An 18,687-nucleotide genomic window follows, 5' to 3' on the forward strand; every position below is an offset into this window, starting at 1 on the left:
GACCACACACGGGTGCGGTCGGGACAGACGGAGAGGGCTGGAGAAGCTATGGAAGAGCCGCGTCGCCTCGGCGGCCGGTACGAGCTGGGCTCGGTGCTCGGCCGTGGTGGCATGGCCGAGGTGTACCTCGCGCACGACACCCGGCTCGGCCGTACCGTGGCCGTGAAGACGCTGCGGGCCGACCTCGCCCGTGACCCGTCCTTCCAGGCCCGGTTCCGCCGCGAAGCCCAGTCGGCCGCCTCGCTGAACCATCCGGCGATCGTCGCGGTCTACGACACCGGCGAGGACTACGTCGACGGCGTGTCCATCCCGTACATCGTGATGGAGTACGTCGACGGGTCGACGCTGCGTGAGCTGCTGCACTCCGGGCGCAAGCTGCTTCCCGAGCGCACCCTGGAGATGACCGTCGGCATCCTCCAGGCCCTGGAGTACTCGCACCGCGCCGGCATCGTGCACCGTGACATCAAGCCGGCGAACGTCATGCTGACCCGCACCGGCCAGGTCAAGGTCATGGACTTCGGCATCGCGCGCGCCATGGGCGACGCGGGCATGACCATGACGCAGACCGCCGCGGTGATCGGTACGGCCCAGTACCTCTCCCCCGAGCAGGCCAAGGGCGAGCAGGTCGACGCCCGCTCCGACCTGTACTCCACCGGATGTCTGCTCTACGAGCTGCTGACCGTGCGCCCGCCGTTCATCGGCGACTCGCCGGTCGCCGTCGCGTACCAGCACGTGCGCGAGGAGCCGCAGCCGCCGAGCGTCTTCGACCCCGAGATCACCCCCGAGATGGACGCCATCGTCCTGAAGGCGCTGGTCAAGGACCCCGACTACCGCTACCAGTCCGCCGACGAGATGCGCGCGGACATCGAGGCCTGCCTCGACGGGCAGCCGGTCGCCGCGACCGGCGCGATGGGCGTCGCCGCGTACGGGCAGGGCTACGGCGGCGGCTACGCCCCGGAGGACCAGCCGACGACGGCGCTGCGCCAGGCCGACCCGGCCGGCCAGACCACGATGCTGCCCCCGATGAACCCGGACGACGGCGGCTACGGCTACGACGACCGCTCCGGCGGCCGCCGCCAGAACCGCCCGAAGAAGTCGAACACCTCGACCATCCTGCTGGCCCTGGCCGGCGTCCTGGTCCTGGTCGGCGCGATCCTGATCGGCCAGTCGCTGATGAACGGCAAGGACGACACCCCGCAGGTGGTCGTCCCGTCCTTCGTCGGCAAGACGATCGACGAAGCGAACGGGCTCGCGGAGAACTCGCAGGTCAAGGTCGCGCAGGCCGGCACCGAGCGCTGCGACCAGCCGAAGGGCCGGATCTGCTCGCAGACCCCGGTGGCGGACGGCGTCGCCAAGATGAACACCGGCGACACGATCAACGTGATCGTGTCGGAGGGTGCGCCGCAGGTCGAGGTCCCGGACGTGACGGAGAAGCAGCAGGCGAGCGCCGAGGAGCAGCTGCGCGCCAAGGGCTTCAAGGTCGTCGTGCAGTACGAGGAGTCCGACCAGGAGCCGGGCCGGGTGCTCAAGCAGACCCCGGACGGTGGTTCCCAGGCGGAGAAGAACTCCGAGGTGACGATCACCGTCTCCAAGAAGCAGCAGACGCCGCTGCCGGACGTCACCAACCGCAGTTACGACCAGGCCGTGCAGCAGCTGGCCCAGCTGGGCTTCACCAACGTGGCGCGGCAGGACGTGGATTCGGACCAGCCGAAGGACGTCGTCATCGGCCAGAGCCCCAACGGCGGCTCCAACCAGCCGAAGGACGTCCAGATCACGCTGAAGGTCTCCAAGGGCCCGCAGCAGCCCGCCCAGGTGCAGATCCCGGCCGACGTCCAGGGCAAGAAGTTCAGCGACGTGAAGGCGCAGCTGGAGGCCCTCGGTCTGAACGTGTCGCAGGCGGGTTCGGACAAGGGCAACGCCACCGTCATGGGCACCAACCCGCCGGCCGGGTCCATGGTGAACGCGGGTGACACGGTCACGGTGTTCACGATGGGCGGCAACAACGACGACGGGAACGGCTTCTTCGGATAGCCGGAGCGCCGGTCCGTCCGGCGTACGAGCAGGACGCGCGAGTGGGGCCCGCCGGGAAGGCGGGCCCCACTCGTGTGTGTGCCGGGGTGTGCCGTCGGCGGGGTCAGCGCAGTTCGGCGGGCGGGGTGCGCCGGGCGTCGACCTTTTCGGTGCGGCTGAGTTCGCCCCACACGATGTAGCGGTAGTCCGAGGTGTACATCGGGGTGCAGGTCGTCAGGGTGATGTAGCGGCCCGGCTTGGTCTTGCCGGACTCCTTGGGGACGGGCTGGAGGACGTCCACGTTGTACTTCGTGGTCTCCGGGAGGGTCTTGTAGACCTTGTAGACGTACCAGGTGTCCTTGGACTCGAAGACGATGGCGTCGCCGGTCCTCAGCTTGTGGATGTTGTGGAACTTCGCGCCGTGGCCGTCGCGGTGGGCGGCGAGCGTGAAGTTGCCCTGCTTGTCCTGCGGCAGCGCGGACTTGACCGGCTCGGTGTAGTAGCCGGCGACGCCGCCGTTGAGGATCTCGCTGTCGGTGCCCTTCTTCACCAGGACCTCGCCGTCGCCCATGGCGGGCACGTGGAGGAAGCCGATGCCGTCCTTGGTGTCGAGGGCGCCGGGGCCGGGGTCGGCGGCCCAGTGGTCGCGGACCTGGTCGCCCTCCTTGTCGGCGGCCCGGTCGGCGAGGACGTTGGTCCACCACAGCGAGTAGACGACGAACAGACCGAGGACGATGCCCGCGGTGATGAGGAGTTCGCCGAAGACGCTGATGATCCCGGCGATCCGGTTGCGCGCTCGTGCCACAGGGTCGTCCCGTTCCGAAGTGTGCGTGTCGATGGTGGGGTTCAGCCTACGAGCGCGTCCGGCTTGCCCTTGTCGCGCGGGCGTTCCTCGACGAGCTTGCCCCACACGATCATGCGGTACGTGCTGGTGAACTCGGGCGTGCAGGTGGTGAGGGTGATGTAGCGGCCGGGTCCCTTGAAGCCGGAGCCCTTCGGGACGGGGTCGATGACGGCGACGTTGGACGGCGAGGTCTGCGGGAGGATGCTCGCCATCTCGTACGTGTAGTAGGCGTCGCGGGTCTCGACGACGATCGGGTCGCCGGGCTCCAGCCGGTTGATGTAGCGGAACGGCTCGCCGTGGGTGTTGCGGTGGCCGGCGACGGCGAAGTTGCCCTGCTTGTCGGAGGGCATCGCGGTCTTCAGGGCGCCTTCGGCGTAGTGCCCGACCATGCCCTTGTCGAGGACCTGGGTCTTGTTGATGCCCTCGGCGACGGGGACGACGACGTCGAGCTTCGGGATGTACATGATCGCGAAGCCCTTGCCGGGCTCGAAGGCGCCGGGGTCCTTGTCGCCCTCGTTGAAGGAGTTCTCGATGTCCTGCTTGGCGCGGTCGGTCTCCTGGCCGGCGCGGACGTTGGTCCACCACAGCTGGTAGGTGACGAAGAGCAGCATCACGACGCCGAAGGTGATGAACAGTTCGCCGACCGCGCGGCTCAGGACGACGCCGAGGCTGTCCTTGGCGGCGCGGGCGGCCCGGCGGGCCTCGACCCGGGACAGCGGCCGGGCGGGCCCGTCGGTCGCGGCGGCGGGCGGCTCGGGCTCGGCGGCGGCGCCGCGACCGCCCTTGCGCCGGGCGGCCTTGCGGCGCTCGGCCCGGCCAGGTCCGGGGGCGGCGGGCGGCGGGGTCTCGCCGACGGTGCGCAGTGCCATCGTGCCGGCGTCGGTGGGGTCGTGGTCCTCGTCCGGGACGTCCACGGCGACCGGGTCCCCGGCGACCGGCGGGGCGTGGCCGGCGGGCTCGTAGGCGGGCGCGGCCGCGTACGGCTCGGCGTAGGGCTCGGTGTAGGGCTCCGCGTACGGCTCCGTGTAGGGGCCGGGCTCCGTGGCGGGCTCGCCGTACGTCCCCTGGTCCGGGTAGTACGCCTCCGGGGGCGGCTGGGTCGCGTGGGGCGCCTGGGGGTGCTGGGGGGCCTGTGGGGCGCCGTAGCCGGCCGTGGGGTCCCCGTAGGACTCCTGGCCGGGTATCGGCTCGTACGGGGGCTCGTACGGCGGCGTGTGGGGCTGCTGGCCCGGGGCGTGTTCCTGGCCGGGCTCCGCTTGCTCCGGCAGGTTCGTCGCCCGGAACCACGGCGACCCGGCGGTCACGCGACGGCCTTGCCCACCACCGGCGCGAGTCCTGCCGACCGCGCGACCGCGCCCGTGTCGCCGCACTGCTCCAGCCAGTTGGCGAGCATCAGGTGCCCGTGCTCGGTGAGCACCGACTCGGGGTGGAACTGCACGCCCTCGACGGGCAGTTCACGGTGGCGGAGCCCCATGATGATGCCGTCCTCGGTCCGCGCGGTGACCTCGAGCTCGGCCGGCAGGGCGGCGGGCTCGGCGGCCAGCGAGTGGTAGCGGGTCGCGGTGAAGGGCGAGGGGAGTCCGGCGAAGACGCCCTTGCCGCCGTGGACGACGGGGGAGGTCTTGCCGTGCAGCAGCTCGGGCGCGCGGTCGACGACCCCGCCGTAGGCGACGGCCATGGACTGCATGCCGAGGCAGACGCCGAAGACGGGGACGCCGGTGGCGGCGCAGTGGCGCACCATGTCGATGCACACGCCGGCCTGCTCGGGGGCGCCCGGTCCGGGCGAGAGGAGGACGCCGTCGAAGCCGTCCTGTGCGTGGCTCAGCTCCACCTCGTCGTTGCGGAGGACCTCGCACTCGGCACCGAGCTGGTAGAGGTACTGCACGAGGTTGAAGACGAAGCTGTCGTAGTTGTCGACGACGAGAATTCGCGCGCTCACTGGCCGTCCACCGTCACATCGTTGAACGGAAGCAGGGGCTCCGCCCAGGGGAACACGTACTGGAAGAGGACGTAGACGACCGCGAGCACCAGTACGACCGAGATCAGCGCCTTCACCCAGGCGTTGCCCGGCAGATGCCGCCAGATCCATCCGTACATGACGTCCGCAGCCCCTTCCGTTCGTTACGGGGACCAGAGTACGGGGCGACGGGGCGGTCGGGGGTCAACCGTCCAAAGCCTGTGGACGGCCGGCCGTCACCGGCCGGGTGGCGTCCAGGTGGGCCCAGACGATCAGCCGGTGACTGCTGCCCCACTCCGGGTCGCAGGTGGTGAGGGTGAGGTAGCGGCCGGGGCCGTCGAATCCGGACTTGCGGGGGACGGGGTCGATCACGGCGGTGTCGGTGGGCACGGTCCGCAGCGGCGCGCGGTCGATGCGATAGGTGAACCAGGTCGTGCCGTCCGTGAGGACGACGGCGTCGCCCTCGCGCAGCCGGGGGACGTCCTTGAACGGATCTCCGTACGTGCGGCGGTGGCCGGCCACGGCGAAGTTGCCGGTCTCGCCGAGCCGGGCGGTGCCGGCGTAGTGGCCGAGTCCCTTCTTGAGGGTGCCGACGGCGGTGCCCTCCAGGACGGGCCACTCCCAGTCCCTGCCGAAGCGGGGCACGTACATGACGGCGAAGGCCCTGCCCGCGGCGTACGGGCGGGGGGTGGTGGGTGTTCCGGGTGCGGCGGGCGTTCCGGGTGCGGGCGGCGTTCCGGGCGTCGGCTCGACCGGGCGGTCCGCCCACTCCTGCTGGAGGCCGGCGAGCTGGCCGGCGGTGGCGCCGTCCGCCTGGACGCCGGTCCAGTGGAGGAGGTAGCCGACGAAGAGCACGATCAGGGCGCCGGCGGTGATGCACAGCTCGCTGAGGGTCCGTACGACCAGGCGCACCGTCACCGCATCCGACTCCCCCCGGGGCGGCGCCCCCGGCCCGGCCCGTGCGCCGGTGCGCCGGTGCGCCGGACAGCGCGTCAGTGCGTCAGTGCGGTGCGCCGGCGCGTCAGCTCACGGGCTTCGCGTAGTGGAGGTCCACTGTGCCCGAGTAGCCGGGAAGAGTCACCGCCCTGTGCTCGTCGACTTTCCAGCCGAGGCCGTAGGCCTTCACGTAGAGCTGGTAGTTCTGCAGGGCCGGCGAGTCGGCGAGGGCCTTGTTCAGGCGGTCGCGGTCACCGACGGCGGTGATCTTGTAGGGCGGCGAGTAGACGCGGCCCTGGAGGATCAGGGTGTTGCCGACGCAGCGCACGGCGCTGGTGGAGATCAGCCGCTGGTCCATGACCTTGATGCCCTTGGCGCCGCCCTGCCACAGGGCGTTGACGACGGCCTGGAGGTCCTGCTGGTGGATGACCAGGTCGTTGGCCTGCGGCTCGGGGTAGCCGGGGGCGGCCTGGGCGTTCGGCGGGGCGTCGTTGAGGGTGACGGTGAGGCCGGGGCCCGAGGTCTCGGTGGTGCCGGCGGCCTTCTCCAGGGCCTTGAGCTGGGCGTCCTGGGCCTTGGTGGAGCCGTCGTCGCGGGCGGCGAGGGCGTCGACCTGGCGGCGCAGGGCGGCGGCGGACTCGTCGAGGCCGGCGTTCTTGTGGCTGCGCTCCTCGATCAGGTCGGAGAGCCTGAGGAGGGAGGCGTCGGTGCGCAGGTTGGTGCCCTTGGCGGTGTTGAAGCTGGTCACGAAGATCAGCCCGGCGAGGGCGAAGACGGCAGCGGTGAGCACTCGGACCGGCCGCCACCTGAGGCTTCGGCCCGGTCCGGCGGGAGTGCCGGCGGAATTGCTCAACGTACCCTGATCCCCTTCGGTGCCGCGGAACCACTACGCTAACGGACGCCCGGCGGCGGCTGCGGTGCGCTGTGACACATCCGTGGTCACGGTCCGCTCCGTACGGTCCCGGCACCCCGCCCCAGTTCACTGCGCGGTCACGCAGCGCATCGACAGGAGAGTCCCTCGTGCCGAAGTCACGGATCCGCAAGAAGGCCGATTACACGCCGCCGCCCGCGTCGAAGCAGGCCGCGTCGATCAAGCTGACCAACCGCAGCTGGGTGGCGCCGGTGATGCTGGCGCTGTTCGCGATCGGGCTGGTGTGGATCGTGGTCTTCTACGTCACCGACGGCACGCTGCCGCTGAAGTCCATCAGCAACTGGAACATCGTGGTCGGCTTCGGCTTCATCGCCGCCGGCTTCGGTGTGTCCACGCAGTGGAAGTAGCCCCGGGCTCCGGCTCCGTCAAGCTCTGCCCTTAGTTATCCACAGTGTTGTGCACAGCACTGGATAACTTACGAAGATCTGTGGATAACTCCTGCGGTGTTGACGCCGGTACGACCGGCAGAACACCCGTGCGGGACCGCTCCGCCCCCTGCTTCAGACCCGTAAGCCCAGGTCAGAGGCAGGGGGCGCGGTCATGCACCGGGACCTGTGGCCACACGGCCACGCACTGTGGATAACTCTGGGGAAAGCTTCCTCAGAAGCTCTTCCACGACCCTCCCCGCTCAGGTGAGCGCGGCGCTCCGGGCGAGCACGATCCCCAGGTCGATCGCCAGCAGCAGCCCGCAGGCCCCGTACTGCACCAGCGCCCGCCGGGCCCTCGGCGCGTGCACGAAGGCGTAGGTGAGCAGCGCGCCCGCGACGAGACCGCCGATGTGCGCCTGCCAGGAGACCCCGGGGCGGGCGAAGGTGAAGACCAGCGAGATCGCCACGAAGATCAGCACCGGCCGCATGTCGTAGCGGTGCCGGCGGGCCAGCACCACCCAGGCGCCGATCAGGCCGAAGACGATGCCGGAGGCACCGAGCGCGCCCTGGTTCTCCGGCGAGAGCAGATAGACCACGGCCGAGCCGGAGAGCCCGGACAGCAGGCACAGGGCGGTGTAGCGGATCCGGCCCAGCTCGGGTTCGACGATGCCGCCGATCACCCACAGGCCGAGCATGTTGAAGAGGAAGTGCGCGGCCTCCTGGTGCAGGAAGGCCGAGGTGATCAGCCGGTACCACTCGCCGTCCGCGACGCCGACGATCCCCAGCTCGTCGCTGTACGCCAGTCCGATCATGTCCAGCTGGTCCACCAGCCGGGGATCGGCCGCCCGCACCGCGATGAACAGGGCCAGGTTGATCCCGATGAGGATCTTCGTGACGAGGCGCCCGTCCGCGGCCACCCGGCCGCCCGCGACCGTCCGCGGGGTGTTGGCGTGCGGGGCGTGCCCGGTGCCGGAGCCGCCGCGGACGCAGTCGGGGCACTGGAAGCCGACCGCCGCGGACACCATGCACTGCGGGCAGATCGGCTTCTCGCAGCGGGCGCAGCGGATGCCGGTCTCGACGTCCGGGTGGCGGTAGCAGTGCATGAAGGTCCTCCGAGGACGGGTCGGCGGGGGCAAGCACGTCGCCCCGCCCTCCATACGGACGGGCGGGGCGCAAAGGTTCCTGAGGGGAGACCGGAGGCCGGAGGCGGGTCAGCGGTTCTCGATGACGACGGTCTCGATCACGACGTCCTCGACCGGGCGCTCCGTGCGCGGGTTGGTGTCCACGGCGGCGATGGCGTCCACGACCGCCTTGCTGTCCTTGCCGACGACCTCGCCGAAGATCGTGTGCTTGCGGTTCAGCCAGGTCGTCGCGCCGACCGTGATGAAGAACTGCGAGCCGTTGGTGCCGGGGCCGGCGTTGGCCATCGCGAGCAGGTACGGCTTGTCGAAGAACAGCTCCGGGTGGAACTCGTCGGCGAACTCGTAGCCGGGGCCGCCCGTCCCGTTGCCCAGCGGGTCGCCGCCCTGGATCATGAAGCCCTTGATCACCCGGTGGAAGACCGTGCCGTCGTAGAGCGGATCGGTGGAGACGACGCCGGTCGCCGGGTGGGTCCACTCGCGCTCGCCGCGGGCCAGTTCGACGAAGTTCCGCACCGTCTTCGGGGCGTGGAACGGCAGCAGGCGGATCTCGATGTCCCCCGCGCTGGTCTTCAGAGTCGCGTACAGCTGCTCGGCCACGATCCGTCTTCCTCCACACCCGCGCCCACGCGCGTACCCACACGGTCCTGCAACGTCCGCATCCTCGCATGCCCCGGATGCCCGCCCCGCATGCCGGAGCGCGGCACGGCAGGCATGATTCCGAAAAGGATGGAAAGGTGAAAAACCGACATCGCCACCGGAGGAGGAGGATCCCGTGACCCGCATGGACAGCGTGCGCGCCGCGACAGGTTCGGCGAAGGACAGCGTCGTGCACGCCGCGGAAGTGGTGGCGCCGTACGCCGAGACGGCCCGGGACCAGGCCGTTCACTATGCTCGCGAGGCGCGCGTCAGGCTCGCCCCGAAGGTTTCGAGGGCCGCGTCGCAGGCTCGCGTCCAGGCACGTACGCAGTACGACGCGCTGGTCGCCCCGCACGTGCCGCCGCGGGTCGACGAGGCCGCGCAGCGTGCCGCGACCGTCACCCGCAAGGCCGCCCGTCAGGCGGCCGACTACACCGTGCCGCGTGTCGAGCACGCGGTCGCCGCGACCGGTCCCGTCCTGGAGGAGGCCGGGTCGCGTTCGACTGCCGCCTGGGCCGCGCTGCGCGGCCAGGTGACGCCGAAGGACGTCGAGAAGATCGTGAGGAAGCACGAGCGCCGGGCCAGGGCCGGTCGTCTCGCCAAGGGAATGCTGGTCGTCGGTGTGCTGTTCGGCGGCGCCGTGGCCGCCTGGAAGTGGTGGGACAAGCAGGCCAATCCCGACTGGCTGGTCGAACCTCCTGCTCCCACCGAGGTGGACGAGGAGACCGGGCTGTCGTCCGTCGACGACGGCGGTGCGTCACTCGATCCGGGGGTGGCCGCCAAGGAGGCCGAGGCGGAGGCGGAGGCCGCGAAGCGCGACGAGGAACGTCGCTGATCGGGCTGACTCCGGTTCCGGCTTCGGATTCGGGTCCTGCTTCGGACTCGGCTTCGGATCCGGGTCCTGCTTCGGATCCGGCTTCGGATCCGGGTCCTGCTTCGGATCCGGCTTCGGATGCGGGTCCTGCTTCGGATCCGGCTTCGGCTTCGGGCTCGAATTCGGCTACGGATTCGGATTCGGCTACGAGTCCGGGTCCGGCTTCCGGTCCGGGTCTTCCGGGCCAGGTCTTCCGGGCCGGGCGGTAGGGGCGCGGCGGAGGTTCCGCCGCGCCCCTACGCGGCCCGGGCGGAGAGCGCCAGGCCGGAGAGCTCGGGCGCGTCGAAGGCCGAGCCGGCGGCGCGGTCCGTGTCGCCGTCGGCCGGCAGGTGGCGGACGGCGGGGGAGGAACCGTGCGCCTCGGCGCGGATGCGCTGCTTGATGGTGGGCGGCAGGGCGCGGCCCTGCGCGAGGTGCCAGTGGGAGGCCGTTCGCTGGGCGGGCAGCGGCACGGCCGCGCGCTCCGCGCGGGTCTCGGCGCCGGCGGCGGGGGCCGGCTCGTCGCCCTGGGAGAGGGAGGGCTGCGCGGTGGCGGCGGCGGCCGGCGTGGCCAGGCCGAGAGAGGCGAAGAGGGCGAAGAGGACGGAGACGAAGGCGGTCCAGAACTGCTTGACCTTGACGGTGGCCATGACCCCTCACTTTCGAGTGTCGAGTCCCGAGGGCCCGGGGCGGTCCGCGCGGTTCGCGTGCCTCGCGGAGTGATGGGCCGTTCTCGGATGGTTCATTTCGGATTGCGCGCTTTTCGTACATTGCTCATCATGGGGACGCGACTCCGGGATGCCCGGAGGCACGCAGCCGCCGCGCAGTTCTTCCGATGAACACCACTCGTACGGATCAGTGGGCGCCGTCGCCGGCGAGCGCGGGCCCGCCGGGGCGTGAGCGCTCCGCCCAGCGCACGGCGGGGCCCGTGACCAGGCCCGCGACCAGGAAGACCGCGCCGAGGACCAGCCAGCCCGCCGCGCCGCCGCCGATCAGCAGCGTGCTGACGACCAGCGGCCCGAGGGTGCGGGCGAGGGGCACGCCGGTCCCGTAGAAGCCCTGGTACTGCCCGATCCGGCCGGCCGGGGCGAGCGCGAGGCCGATCTGCCAGGAGCCGGCGGAGTGCCGCATCTCGGCGAGCACCTGGAGAACGGCGCCGAGCACCAGGACCGCGACCGTCGGCCCGGTGCCGAACCCGGCGGCGGTCGTCGCGAAGACCGCGCAGGAGCCGAGCAGCACCACGCCGGACCGGCCGACCGCGCGGACCGCCTCCGGCAGCCCGGTCACCGGGCGCGCGACCCGCACCTGAAAGAGCATCACGGCCCCGGTGTTGAGCACGAACAGCGCCGAGACGGTCCAGCCGGGGGCCGTGGTGCGCTCCACGATCCACAGCGGCAGCGCCAGGCTGAGCAGCGGCATCCGGAGCAGCAGCACCGCGTTGAGGAGGGTGAGCAGCGCGTACGGGCGGTCCCGCAGCACCACCAGCCGGGGCTCGTCCGCGGCGCCGGCCGGGCCCGCGGGGACCGCCGGGAGGCGGTACAGCACGAGGGCGCAGAAGAGGAAGCCGAGCGCGTCGAGGCCGAGCACCGCGAGGTACGCGGTGCGGGTGCCGGCGGCGACGGCGAGGCCGCCGAGCGCGGCGCCGACGGCGAGCCCGGCGTTCAGCGTGGCCTGCAGCCGGGCCAGCATGCCGACCCGGGCGGCCGGCGCGACCAGACCGGCGAGCAGTGCCTGCCGGGCGGCGGCGAGGCCGCTCTGCGCGGTGGCGTACAGCGTCGCGGCGAGCAGGAAGGGCAGGAAGGAGCGGATGAGGAGGAAGGAGGCGACGGCCGCCGCGGTGGCGAGGGCGAGCAGGACGGCGCTGCCGCGGGCGCCGCGCCGGTCGGCGAGGTGGCCCAGTGGCGCGCCGGCGAGCGAGCCGATGCCCCAGGCGACGGCGAGTCCGGCGCCGATCTGCGGGGCGGACAGGCCGACGATCCGGGAGAAGTAGAGGGCCGAGGTGACGTAGAAGGCGCCGTCGCCCACGGAGTTGCCGAACTGGGCGACCAGCAGGGCCCGTCGGGTCCGCGCCTCGGCCCTACCCGTCGCGTCGTCGGGGCGAGCCGCCTGCTCGGTGTTCCTCGTCGTCGTCATGCCCCGAGGCTAGGGCTCGGTGGCCCAGTGCTCCCGGTCCATTCACCGCCCGAAGCACTGGGCCATTCGACGCGTGCTCAGGACGGCCCGAGCCGGACGACCACCCAGGCGGAGGACAGCACCTTCTCGCCCGCGCAGAGCGCCTCCACGGCCACCTTGACCCGGCGGTCCGGCAGCTTGGCCGCCACCGTGGCGCGCACGTCGAGCACGGCGCCGACGGCGTCGTCCGGGACCGGCACCGGGCGGGCGAAGCGGGCGAAGGACTCCTCGGGGGCGGCCGGGTCGCCCGCCCAGTCGGCGACCAGGCCGACCGCCTTCGCCATGCTCAGCATCCCGTGGGCGATCACCGACGGGAAGCCGGCGGCGCGGGCCGCCGCGTCGTCGAGGTGGATGGGGTTGTGGTCGCCGGAGGCCGCCGCGTAGCGCCGCAGGTCGGCGCGGGTGAGCGCGCAGCGGAGCGGGGGCAGCGCGGTGCCCTCGGCGAGGGTCTCGTGGTCCGGCCGGGCGGCGGCCGGAGCGCCGGTGCCGCCCGTCATGCCGGGCCCCCGTCCTTGGCGACGACCGTGAGGTGCGCGTCGGCGACCGGTTCGCCGGCCCCGTCCCGTACCTCCGCGCGCATCCGCAGCACGTCGTTGCCGCCGAGCCGTTTCACGGCCTCCAGGTGCACGGTCACCGCGAGCCGGTCGCCCGCCCGGACCGGGCGGTGGTGCGCGATCCGCTGGTCGGCGTGGACCAGCCGGGCCTCCGGCGAGAGGCCGAGCGCGGGGCTCGCGAGGACCCGGTCGCAGCTCTCCTTGACCGCCCGGAAGACGAAGGTCGGCGGCGCCACGACGTCCGGGTGCCCGAGCGCCCGCGCGGCCGCCGGGTCGGTGTGCGCGGGGCTGTGCGCCCCCACGGCCTCGGCGAAGGCGCGGATCGCGGCCCGGTCGACGACGTGCACGCCCTCCGGCGGATGGACGGTCCCCGCGAGCGCGGTGTCGAGCGCCATCAGCGCCTCCCCCAGCCGTGGTCGGCGCCGGGGCGGGCGGCGGCGCGGGCGCCCGAGGAGGCCTGCCGGGGACGGGGGCTGGGGCCGGCAGCCGGGCGCCGTCCGAAAGCCGGGCCGGAGCCGGAGTACGGGCCCGGGCCGATGCCGACGCCGGTGCCCGAGGGCGTCGGCCATGTGCCGGCCGTGCCGTAGGTGCGTGTCATCGGGTTCCCCTCCCCTCGGTGGGCGAGACCGGTACGGGGACGGGTTCGGCGGCCTCGTGCCAGGCGGTGCGCCAGGTCGGGGCGTGCTCGGGCGGGGCCGGGGCGGGTGGGGCGGCGGGGCCGGTCCAGGCGGTGACCGGGCGGACGCCGTGCAGGGCGTTGACGCACCAGACCTCGCGGCCGGCCAGCTCGGCCGGGCGGATCCGGCACCGGCGGACCGGGACGCCGAGGGCCGCGGCGCGGGCGAGCGCCCAGTCGCGGGTGACGCCCGGGAGGGTGGGCAGCGCCGGGTCCGCGGTGCACAGGGCACCGTCCTCCCACCAGAGCACGCTGGTGGTGGCCCCTTCGAGCAGCAGCCCGTCGGGCGTGGTGAGCAGCGCCTCGTCGGCGCCGGCCGCGACCGCCTCGGCGCGCAGCCCGGTGAGGGCGGCAAGGTCGGGGCCCTTGCGGCGCGGGGTGCGGCGGGGGTCGGGCAGGTCCGGGACCCAGACCCGTACCTCCGCGGTACGCACCGGGGCGGGCCTGATCCGGATCCGGAGCCGTAACTCCCCGGCGGAGTCGGCGAGTTCGACGCGCGGGAACCAGTCGCCCGCGGCCGGGACCCGGGCCATGGCCTCCTCCCAGAAGAAGCCGGTGTCGGGTCCGCCGGCCTCGGCCACGGCGGCGGCGAACCGCTCGCGGTGGCGCCGCAGTTCGCGCGCCCGGCCGTCGCTCACCAGCCAGGAGTCGGCGGCGAGCGGGGCGGTGCCGGGGGCGGGCGGGAGCTCCACGAGCCCGCCGCCCACGCCGAGCCCGAAGAGGCGCTCGGGCGACGGCCGGGGGCTCATCGGGCGGACCCCACGGAACCCGCCGAACCGGCGGAACCGGCCGAACCCGCGGGCTCGGCGCGCTCGGGGAAGCGGGCGCCGAGCAGCCGCAGCAGCGGGGTGGCCTTCACGGCCGTCTCCTCGTACTCCTCGGCCGGGTCGGAGAGCGCGGTGATCGCCCCGCCCACGCCGTAGCGGACGCGGTCGGCGGTGACCACGGCGGTGCGGATGGCGATGCTGAGGTCGGTGGCGCCGGAGAGCGAGAAGTAGCCGATGGCGCCGGAGTAGATGCCGCGCGGGCCCTCCTCCAGGCGGTCGATGATCTGCATGGTGCGCACCTTGGGCGCGCCGGTCATCGAGCCGCCGGGGAAGGCGGCGCGCACGCAGTCGACGGCGCTGCGCTCCGGGCGGAGGGTGGCGCGGACGGTGCTGACCAGCTGGTGCACGGTGGCGTAGGTCTCGACGTCGAAGATCTTGTGGACGCGGACCGAGCCGGGCTCGGCGCAGCGCGCGAGGTCGTTGCGGACCAGGTCGACGATCATCAGGTTCTCGGCGCGGTCCTTCTCGCTGCCGAGCAGGTCCTCGACGAGCAGCCGGTCCTCCTCGGGGGTGGCGCCGCGCGGCCGGGTCCCCTTGATCGGCTTGGACTCGGCGACGCCGGCCCGGTCGACGCGCAGGAAGCGCTCGGGCGAGGTGCTGAGGACGGACAGGCCGTCGAAGCGGAGCAGGGCGGCGAAGGGCGCGGGGCTGATCCGGCGCAGGTAGCGGTAGCTCGCCCAGGGGTCGATCGCGCCGCGCGCCTCGATCATGTTGGTGAGGCAGATCTCGTAGCTCTCGCCCACGTGGATGGCGTCGTGGCAGGCGCCGATGAGCTCCAGGTAGCGGTCGTGGCCGTGGCGCAGGGAGACCGGGAGCGGGGCGGTCGGCGCGGGCCGGACGTCCTCCGGGTCGCCGGAGCCGGCCGGCTCGTCGGCGGGGGCCGGGTCGGTCAGGCGGGCGGCGGTCTCGTCGAGCCAGGCGCGGGCGGCGGCCGGCTCGTCGGCGGGGGCCAGGGCGAGCAGGTGGGTGGTGCCGGTGGCGTGGTCGAGGACGACCGCGCGGTCGGCGAAGACCATCGCCGCGTCCGGGTCCGGGGAGGTGTGGGCGGCCTCGCCGCCGCACTCGGCCTTGAGCTCGTAGCCGAGGTAGCCGACCCAGCCGAGGGCGAAGTCGCAGGGCAGCTCGGGCAGTTCGGTCTCGGTGGTGCGCAGGTCCTGGTCGAGCCAGTCGAGGAAGGGCGCGTTGTGCACCTCGGTGCCGCCGTGCGCGTGTTCCACGGTGACCGTGCACTGCTGGACGTCGGCGAAGGCGACCCGGGCGAGCGGTCCTGCGGCGTCGCCGAGGATCGAGAAGCGGCCCAGGTCGGCGTCCGGCCGGCTGCTGTCGAGCCAGAAGGCGTACGGGGTGCCGCGGAACAGCTCGTCGAAGACGTGCTCCGGGTCCTGGCGGGTGGGCAGCTGCTCGTGGTGCACGCGCAGTCGGCGCTTCTCGGGTCCGGGGCCGCCCTCGGTGCCGGGGGCGGGGCGCGCGGCACCGGTCGGGGCGGGAGCCGCGGGCGCGGGGGCCGGGGCCGCGGGCCGGTGGACCGGCGGGCGGCCCGGGGTGCCGTTGTGCGCCTCGGCCAGCCGGAAGAAGTTGGCGAGCAGTTCGTGCCCGTACTCGGTGCATATGGACTCGGGATGGAACTGCACGCCCCACTGCGGTCGGTGACGGTGCCTCAGACCCATCAGGACGCCGTCGGAGGTCCAGGCGGTGGCCTCGAAGTCCTCGCTGAGCGCGGAGACGGCGAGCGAGTGGTAGCGGACCACCTCGAAGGGCGAGGGCAGCCCGGCGAACAGACCGGTGTCCATGTGGTGCACCGGGGAGAGCCGGCCGTGCCGCTCCTCCGGGGCCAGCCCCACCCGTCCGCCGTGCAGGTGCGCCAGGGCCTCGTGGCCCAGGCACACCCCGAGCAGCGGGACGGTGCCGTGCCGCATGATCTCGGCTCCGATGCCCAGGTCGGATTCCCGCTCGGGAGTTCCGGGACCGGGCGAGACGATCACGTTGTCGAAGTCGCGCAGATGCTTCAGCCGCCATGCCGGATCGTCGTTGTAGACGACCGTCGGTTCGTCTCCGGTGACCTCTGCGACGTAATGCGCCAAGTTATAGGTGAAGGAATCGTAATTGTCCACGATCAACGTGCGCATGGATGAGCCTGCTCTCCAAGGAATGAGGCGTCGGCGGAGCACCGCTTTCCTGCAAGGGGGGTGCTGTGCACGGCTGTTCAGGCAATGTTCCGGAAACGTTCCGGCAACTTTCGCCGCCTGCGGAGGAAATTCCGAACGGGACGGCACCGGTCTCGGACGGCTCGACGCTAAGAGTCCGAACAGGCCCGTGGCCATGCCACCTTGGTGACATCCGATTCTGTTTCTTCCGCCCCCGAGGGGTGCGTAACGTGATCCGTGACGAGATTGCCGCACCAGGATCCGAACCATTCGCGCCAAACCATTCGCGCCATTCGTGGAGTAGTGATGTTCACCGGAAATGAATGGGTCGCCCGAGCCCGTTGGGTCGACGAGACGCTGCTGGCCGGAGAGCCCTCCGCCGGCTGTCTCGTGCTCGACCGGGAGACCGACCGGCGGACCCTGCGGGAGGCCGTGGCCGAGCGGCAGGAGCGGCTCGCCGGGGCCGGGCTGCGGCCCGGCGGCACGGCGGCCGTCCAGCTGCCCCCGTCCTTCGAGTACGTGGTCCAGATCCTCGCCGTCTGGCGGCTCGGCGCCCGGCTGATCGTCCTCGACCACCGGCTGACCGCCCCCGAGACGGACCGCGCGCTCGACCTCACCCGGCCCCAGCTCCTCGTCTCCACCCGCGACCCCGCCCCGTCCATGCGCGGCTTCCACGCCGTCACGCCCGAGCTGACCCGCCGCCCGGACGGCGAACCCGCCCACGGCGAGCAGGTCCTGGTCCAGCTCAGCTCCGGCTCCACCGGACCGGCGAAGCTGATCGCCCGGACCGCCGGGGAGCTGGTCGCCGAACTCGACCGCTACGCCCGCGTCGAGGGCATGCCCGGGGCGGGCGAGCAGCTGGTGATCCTCGGCTCGCTCTCCCACACCTGGGGCCTGGTCGGCGGACTGCTGCACGCCCTGCACTCCGGCGCACGCGCCGTGCTGCCCGCGCGCACCTCCGTGCGCGGCATCCTCGACACCGTGCGCACGGCCGACCTGCCGACCACCGTGCTCGGCGTCCCCGCCCAGGTCGCCCTGCTCGCCTCGGTCGCCGAACCGCCGCCGCTGCCCCGCCTGGTGCGGGTGATGACGGCCGGCGGGCGCACCCCCGAGACGGTCGCCCGCACCTTCACCGAGCGCTACGGCGTCCCGCTCGCGCAGATCTACGGCATGACCGAGACCGGCATCATCGCCGCCGACATGAGCGGCGCCCACCACCCCTCCGTCGGCACGCCCGCCCCCGGCGTCCGGGTCCGGATCGCGGACGGCGAGCTCCAGGTGGCCCTGGACCGCTCCCCGTACCTCGCCGGAGCCCTCCCCGAGCGCTGGGCGGACGGCTGGCTGCGCACCCACGACGCCGGCGAGATCGACCCGGCCAGCGGCCGGGTGACCGTCCTCGGCCGGCTCGACTCCCAGGTCTCGGTGCGCGGTCTGAAGGTCGACCTCACGGAGGTGGAGGAGTTCCTGACCGGGCTGCCCTCGGTGACGGACGCGGTGGTGCTGTACGACGAGGGCATCGACGCGTACGTGACCCCGGCGCCCGGGGCCGGCCTGGACGAGGTCCGGGAGCGGCTCGCGGCCGAACTCGCCGCGTTCAAGCACCCGCGCCGCTGGTACCTGCTCCCCGAGTTCCCCCGTACGGCGACGGGCAAGCCGCGCCGCGACCCGGAGGTGCTGCGGGCGGCGGCGGAGGCCTCAGGGGCCGCGGGGGCCTCCGAAGCCGTCAGCGGCGCCGCTGCTCCGGCGTGAGGTGCGCGATGACCTGGTTGCCGACGCGCCGGTCCCCGGTGCGGCCGAGGCCGTCGGGGCCCGTGGGTCCCGTGGGTGCCACAGGACCCATGTGGTCCGTGATGCGCGTGGGGCCCGCGGGGCCCGTGGTGCCCTCGGCGTACACGCTCCGCTCGCCCTCCACCACGACCCGGCCCGGCCCCTCGGCCGCGACCGCCAGGACGAAGCCCTCCGGGGCCCCGGGGAGCGCGGTGCACAGGCCGTGGTCCGCGGCCGGCACCGGGAGGAGCACGGTGCCCGGGAGGGCGCCGAGGCGCACCGGGCGGCGCATCCCGCCGTCGGCGAGCCCCGTGCCCAGCGCCTTGCCCACCGCCTCCTTCTGGGTCCACAGACCGAGGAAGGCGGCCGGCTGCTCCTCCTGAGGGCGCGCCGCGACCCAACGGCCCTCGGCCCCGGTGAACCAGCGCCGGGCCAGTGCCGCCGCGGGCAGCGGACGCAGCCGCTCCACGTCCACCCCGACCTCCCCGACCCGGCTGACCGCCACCGCCGTGAGACCCCGCACATGGCTCACGCTCGCCCGCAGCCCACCGGCCGCGCCGCCGAGCCGGGGCCGCCCGGACGGCTCGCGGCCGACCAGGACCTCCGGCTCGGGCACGCCGAGCAGCCCGGCCGCGAGCGCCCGCAGCACGGGGGCGCCGGCCGGATGCCGCTCCGCCGTCCGCACCAGCCGGACCACCACGGCCCCGCCGTCCACCGTCCGCATCCCGATCCCGCCCCTCCCGAAGAACGCCCGACCGAAGCCGAAGAACGCCCCGAAGAACGTCCCGTCCGACCTCACCACGGACCTCACGACCGATCTCACGACCGATCTCACCACGGACCTCACGACCGACCTCTGGAGTCGACCAC

Annotated in this window: 20 protein-coding genes; 4 read left to right on the forward strand and 16 right to left on the reverse strand. The window is 73.1% G+C overall.

The genetic code is table 11. From position 1 onward, the window contains the following. Window positions 1–48 precede the first annotated feature (48 nt). Window positions 49–2,031: a Stk1 family PASTA domain-containing Ser/Thr kinase gene (pknB, locus tag ACIGW2_RS12295; RefSeq protein ID WP_399843175.1), complete on the forward strand. Its 1,983-nt coding sequence runs from the start codon at window positions 49–51 to the stop codon at window positions 2,029–2,031. A 103-nt stretch (window positions 2,032–2,134) separates the two neighbouring features. On the opposite strand, the gene ACIGW2_RS12300 is transcribed toward pknB, so the two are convergent. The 6 genes from ACIGW2_RS12300 to ACIGW2_RS12325 all read right to left on the reverse strand — a co-directional run bounded on the left by ACIGW2_RS12300 (window position 2,135) and on the right by ACIGW2_RS12325 (window position 6,600). Further along, window positions 2,135–2,815 (reverse strand): class E sortase, encoded by a 681-nt coding sequence (locus ACIGW2_RS12300; RefSeq protein WP_391654028.1) that lies wholly within the window; start codon window positions 2,813–2,815, stop codon window positions 2,135–2,137. A 41-nt stretch (window positions 2,816–2,856) separates the two neighbouring features. Then, window positions 2,857–4,158, reverse strand: a complete 1,302-nt coding sequence (locus tag ACIGW2_RS12305) for a class E sortase (RefSeq protein ID WP_391654027.1) — start codon at window positions 4,156–4,158, stop codon at window positions 2,857–2,859. Then, the gene (locus ACIGW2_RS12310; protein WP_356066675.1) at window positions 4,155–4,793 is read right to left on the reverse strand and encodes an aminodeoxychorismate/anthranilate synthase component II; all 639 of its coding nucleotides are present in this window, start codon (window positions 4,791–4,793) and stop codon (window positions 4,155–4,157) included. The genes ACIGW2_RS12305 and ACIGW2_RS12310 overlap by 4 nt, the downstream gene beginning before the upstream one ends. Beyond that, the gene (locus ACIGW2_RS12315) at window positions 4,790–4,951 is read right to left on the reverse strand and encodes a hypothetical protein (RefSeq protein ID WP_030493741.1); all 162 of its coding nucleotides are present in this window, start codon (window positions 4,949–4,951) and stop codon (window positions 4,790–4,792) included. The genes ACIGW2_RS12310 and ACIGW2_RS12315 overlap by 4 nt, the downstream gene beginning before the upstream one ends. Window positions 4,952–5,015: 64 nt before the next feature. Continuing rightward, a complete protein-coding gene (locus ACIGW2_RS12320; protein WP_399843179.1) occupies window positions 5,016–5,729 on the reverse strand; it encodes a class E sortase in 714 nt (237 codons plus the stop codon). A 103-nt stretch (window positions 5,730–5,832) separates the two neighbouring features. Further along, window positions 5,833–6,600, reverse strand: coding sequence for a DUF881 domain-containing protein (locus ACIGW2_RS12325; protein ID WP_356066680.1), 768 nt, complete (start codon window positions 6,598–6,600; stop codon window positions 5,833–5,835). A 167-nt stretch (window positions 6,601–6,767) separates the two neighbouring features. On the opposite strand from ACIGW2_RS12325, the gene crgA reads away from it, so the two are divergent. After that, window positions 6,768–7,025, forward strand: coding sequence for a cell division protein CrgA (crgA, locus tag ACIGW2_RS12330; protein ID WP_356066683.1), 258 nt, complete (start codon window positions 6,768–6,770; stop codon window positions 7,023–7,025). 281 nt (window positions 7,026–7,306) lie between these two features. Here the strand turns inward: crgA and ACIGW2_RS12335 are convergent, their stop codons facing one another. Further along, window positions 7,307–8,149 (reverse strand): rhomboid family intramembrane serine protease, encoded by an 843-nt coding sequence (locus ACIGW2_RS12335; RefSeq protein ID WP_399843183.1) that lies wholly within the window; start codon window positions 8,147–8,149, stop codon window positions 7,307–7,309. Between the two features lie 108 nt (window positions 8,150–8,257). Continuing rightward, window positions 8,258–8,785, reverse strand: coding sequence for a peptidylprolyl isomerase (locus tag ACIGW2_RS12340; RefSeq protein WP_391654022.1), 528 nt, complete (start codon window positions 8,783–8,785; stop codon window positions 8,258–8,260). 175 nt (window positions 8,786–8,960) lie between these two features. Between ACIGW2_RS12340 and ACIGW2_RS12345 the strand changes: the two genes are divergently transcribed. Further along, window positions 8,961–9,659, forward strand: a complete 699-nt coding sequence (locus tag ACIGW2_RS12345; RefSeq protein ID WP_391654021.1) for a DUF5324 family protein — start codon at window positions 8,961–8,963, stop codon at window positions 9,657–9,659. A gap of 275 nt (window positions 9,660–9,934) precedes the next feature. Here ACIGW2_RS12345 and ACIGW2_RS12350 read toward each other — a convergent pair whose 3' ends face one another. The 7 genes from ACIGW2_RS12350 to pabB all read right to left on the reverse strand — a co-directional run bounded on the left by ACIGW2_RS12350 (window position 9,935) and on the right by pabB (window position 16,032). Further along, on the reverse strand, window positions 9,935–10,327 hold the full coding sequence (locus ACIGW2_RS12350; RefSeq protein ID WP_399843186.1) for a DUF6344 domain-containing protein: 393 nt from the start codon (window positions 10,325–10,327) through the stop codon (window positions 9,935–9,937). Window positions 10,328–10,532: 205 nt separating this feature from the next. Then, on the reverse strand, window positions 10,533–11,810 hold the full coding sequence (locus tag ACIGW2_RS12355; protein ID WP_391654019.1) for an MFS transporter: 1,278 nt from the start codon (window positions 11,808–11,810) through the stop codon (window positions 10,533–10,535). A 77-nt stretch (window positions 11,811–11,887) separates the two neighbouring features. After that, the gene (locus ACIGW2_RS12360) at window positions 11,888–12,346 is read right to left on the reverse strand and encodes a MaoC/PaaZ C-terminal domain-containing protein (protein ID WP_391654018.1); all 459 of its coding nucleotides are present in this window, start codon (window positions 12,344–12,346) and stop codon (window positions 11,888–11,890) included. After that, window positions 12,343–12,798, reverse strand: coding sequence for a MaoC family dehydratase N-terminal domain-containing protein (locus tag ACIGW2_RS12365; RefSeq protein ID WP_391654017.1), 456 nt, complete (start codon window positions 12,796–12,798; stop codon window positions 12,343–12,345). Before ACIGW2_RS12365 ends, ACIGW2_RS12360 begins: the two co-directional genes overlap by 4 nt. Then, window positions 12,798–13,001 (reverse strand): hypothetical protein, encoded by a 204-nt coding sequence (locus tag ACIGW2_RS12370; protein ID WP_399843189.1) that lies wholly within the window; start codon window positions 12,999–13,001, stop codon window positions 12,798–12,800. Before ACIGW2_RS12370 ends, ACIGW2_RS12365 begins: the two co-directional genes overlap by 1 nt. Beyond that, on the reverse strand, window positions 12,998–13,828 hold the full coding sequence (locus tag ACIGW2_RS12375) for an aminotransferase class IV (protein WP_399843192.1): 831 nt from the start codon (window positions 13,826–13,828) through the stop codon (window positions 12,998–13,000). Before ACIGW2_RS12375 ends, ACIGW2_RS12370 begins: the two co-directional genes overlap by 4 nt. Then, window positions 13,825–16,032 (reverse strand): aminodeoxychorismate synthase component I, encoded by a 2,208-nt coding sequence (gene pabB, locus ACIGW2_RS12380; RefSeq protein WP_399843196.1) that lies wholly within the window; start codon window positions 16,030–16,032, stop codon window positions 13,825–13,827. Before pabB ends, ACIGW2_RS12375 begins: the two co-directional genes overlap by 4 nt. Before the next feature lie 324 nt (window positions 16,033–16,356). Between pabB and ACIGW2_RS12385 the strand changes: the two genes are divergently transcribed. After that, window positions 16,357–17,799 (forward strand): class I adenylate-forming enzyme family protein, encoded by a 1,443-nt coding sequence (locus ACIGW2_RS12385; protein ID WP_399843199.1) that lies wholly within the window; start codon window positions 16,357–16,359, stop codon window positions 17,797–17,799. Here ACIGW2_RS12385 and ACIGW2_RS12390 read toward each other — a convergent pair. Next, window positions 17,774–18,541, reverse strand: coding sequence for a 4'-phosphopantetheinyl transferase family protein (locus tag ACIGW2_RS12390; protein WP_391654013.1), 768 nt, complete (start codon window positions 18,539–18,541; stop codon window positions 17,774–17,776). The genes ACIGW2_RS12385 and ACIGW2_RS12390 overlap by 26 nt on opposite strands. Window positions 18,542–18,687 lie beyond the last annotated feature (146 nt).

Origin of the sequence: Streptomyces sp. NPDC053541 (genome assembly GCF_044544705.1) — a bacterium.
Lineage (GTDB): Bacteria > Actinomycetota > Actinomycetes > Streptomycetales > Streptomycetaceae > Streptomyces.